The organism is Chamaesiphon sp. GL140_3_metabinner_50, from assembly GCF_025361915.1.
In the GTDB taxonomy this organism is placed as follows: domain Bacteria; phylum Cyanobacteriota; class Cyanobacteriia; order Cyanobacteriales; family Chamaesiphonaceae; genus Chamaesiphon.
Window position 1 is genome coordinate 1 of the sequence record NZ_JANYJC010000218.1, and the last position, 2,585, is coordinate 2,585.

Sequence of the window (2,585 nt, forward strand, 5' to 3'; positions counted from 1 at the left end):
GGGCTTAGTGCCAGCCGTCGGCATCTTGGGGGGCGGTGCTTTTTGGTTGGGGCGCAGAAGTAATCGAGTTACGACGAGTATTGGCGATTTTGTCGAGCCAGCCGCTGAGATATTAGTATTAGAGGAAGCTACTATCGATCGTGTACATTCAAAATCTGAATCTGAATCGGTGGGGATCGATCGATAACCAGTATATGAAATATGTTTTTTTCATCTAATAGATTATCCCAACCAATTTTCTAAATCGCTTACTCCCTGAAAATCCAACAAATCCTCACCGAGAGACTCCAATCGATCGAGAGGTTAGATTTATGAAAAATTATTGGAGAACGATATCGAGGCTAACAAAACAGTCGAGTTCGGAGCGATGGATTTCGATCGGATTGCCAGAGGGATCTAGAGCAATAATGAGATCGTCCGCTCGAAGGCGATCGATTTGCCATAGAGCATTAGTAGGATAGAGATTTCTTCGACTATTGCCATCATCGCATTTTACCACCCGATACTGACAGTCAGGATCGTCGTTCGCGCCGCATCTCCGTTGGGGAATCGATTCGATGGCAATCTGGCATCTAATAGCGAGTTTATCCGGTACTATCAAAAATCGATCGACTAAATCATTGGGCAACCAAATCAAATCCCAGTATTGAGAATAGATTAACATTCCTGCCTTACTGCAATGAATTACTCTGAAAATACTATTCGTTAACTCGCCACTTGCACCATAGACTCGGTTGGTTTCCTGGCGGTAGATTGAGATCGACGATCGATTTATCTTCATCTTCAACATCAACAAAATATTCAGCATCTACACCTAAATTGAGTCCGATCGCTGCTAGTCTGCGATTATTTTATCGCAACTTCTGTGTTTTTAGATGTCTGTTGAATTTCACCTGAATTTCATCATGCTTGTGTATTGTTAGAAGCAGTGGGAATATATCTAAAGTTTGCCCTAAACTAATGCTGAATACAATTGTCAAATGGTCGATTGCGCAACGGTGGTTAATAGTCATCGCATCGCTCCTGATTAGCCTCTGGGGTTGGCGTGTACTCGGACAAATGCCCCTAGATGTATTTCCCGCATTCGCACCGCCACAGGTCGAAATCCAAGCCGATGCGCCTGGATTAGCACCGGAAGAAGTAGAATCTTTAGTTACTCGCCCGATCGAAAGTGCTATCAACGGTACTCCAGGTTTAGAATCCCTGCGCTCCTCTTCGGCGGTGGGGATTGCTTCTGTCAAAGCTGTATTTAGCCTATCAACAGATATTTATCGCGCTCGTCAACTTGTCACCGAGCGGCTCCAACGGGTGCAAAGTATTTTACCCAAAAGTGTCGGACAACCAGAGATTTTACCCGTTAGTTCGCCCTTAGGGTGGGCGGTAAAATACGCTTTTTCTGGTAACGACATGATGGAAGTCTGGCGGGCGGTGAATTGGGATGTTCGCAACCGCCTGTTAGCCGTACCTGGGGTAAGTAATGTCTTTCTCTATGGTGGCGATGAGCGTCAATATCAGGTATTAATTAATCCCGATAAGTTGAAGGCATTTAATGTATCTGTGGCTGACGTTACAAAAGCTGTTCAGAACTCTAATGCTAACGTCCCTGGCGGATTTTTGATTAGTCCCGATCGCGAAATGTTAGTGCGCGGGATTGGTAGAATAGAATCGATCGAACAACTCCAAAAATCGGCGATTAAAGCGATTAATGGCGCACCAGTATTACTCGAACAAGTTGCCGATGTCAAAATCGCCCCCGCACTGCGCCGTGGTGATGGATTATTTCGCGGTAAACGAGCATTAATTTTAACAGTTACCAAACAGCCAGTCGCCGATACGCCGACGGTAGTTAAAGCTGTCGAAGCAGCAATGGCAGAGCTAAAAGCAGGGCTACCTAAAGATGTCACCTTTACTAAGACTTTCGACCAAGATCTATTTATTGAAGCCTCGATTAGTAACGTCGAGGAAGCCCTCCGAGATGGGACAATTATTGTTTCGGCGATCTTAATTATTTTCCTGATGAATTGGCGGACGGTGTTAATTAGTCTGAGTGCTTTACCGTTGTCATTATTACTCGGATTAATTATTTTGAATTGGACGGGACAGGGTTTAAATACGATGACGCTGGGGGGTTTAGTCGTAGCAATTGGATCTGTAGTAGATGATGCGATTGTCGATATGGAAAATGTCTATCGGCGACTGCGGGAGAATCAACTGGCGGGGAACCCGAAACCCGCTTTGCAAGTGGTGTTTGACGGTTCGATCGAAGTGCGGACCAGCGTTTTGTTTGCGACGATTATTATTGTGGTAATCTTTGCGCCGATTTTTGCGCTGTCGGGGGTGGAAGGTCGAATTTTTGCGCCAATGGGGTTGGCATATCTGTTGTCGATTTTGGCTTCGACGGTGGTGGCGCTAACGCTGACCCCGGCGCTGTGTGCCGTGTTGCTCAAGCCCAATGGCGAGGAGCACAACCCCTTCTTTGATGCATTCAACCGCGGATTTGGGCGCCTGACTTCACGGTATACACGTGGTGTGGCCTTCTTTTTGAAGCGGGGCATTTTGGGATTGGCATTGTTCGTTGGCATGGG

The 2,585-nt window shown here is 46.2% G+C and carries 4 protein-coding genes; 2 read left to right on the top strand and 2 right to left on the bottom strand.

Features of this window, described 5'->3' with window-relative positions:
* The coding region (locus tag Q0R35_RS10935; RefSeq protein WP_295617571.1) for a hypothetical protein at window positions 1-187 on the top strand (187 nt) is incomplete at its 5' end.
* Window positions 188-222: 35 nt separating this feature from the next.
* Here Q0R35_RS10935 and Q0R35_RS19550 read toward each other — a convergent pair.
* Together Q0R35_RS19550 and Q0R35_RS10940 are read right to left on the bottom strand one after the other, a co-directional pair.
* Entirely contained in the window at window positions 223-291 is a 69-nt protein-coding gene (locus Q0R35_RS19550; RefSeq protein WP_366944869.1) for a DUF4351 domain-containing protein, read from the bottom strand.
* A 28-nt stretch (window positions 292-319) separates the two neighbouring features.
* Window positions 320-808 (bottom strand): hypothetical protein, encoded by a 489-nt coding sequence (locus Q0R35_RS10940; protein ID WP_295617574.1) that lies wholly within the window; start codon window positions 806-808, stop codon window positions 320-322.
* Window positions 809-960: 152 nt separating this feature from the next.
* Between Q0R35_RS10940 and Q0R35_RS10945 the strand changes: the two genes are divergently transcribed.
* Window positions 961-2,585 (top strand): efflux RND transporter permease subunit (locus Q0R35_RS10945; protein ID WP_295617577.1); only part of this gene is annotated, 1,625 nt, incomplete at its 3' end.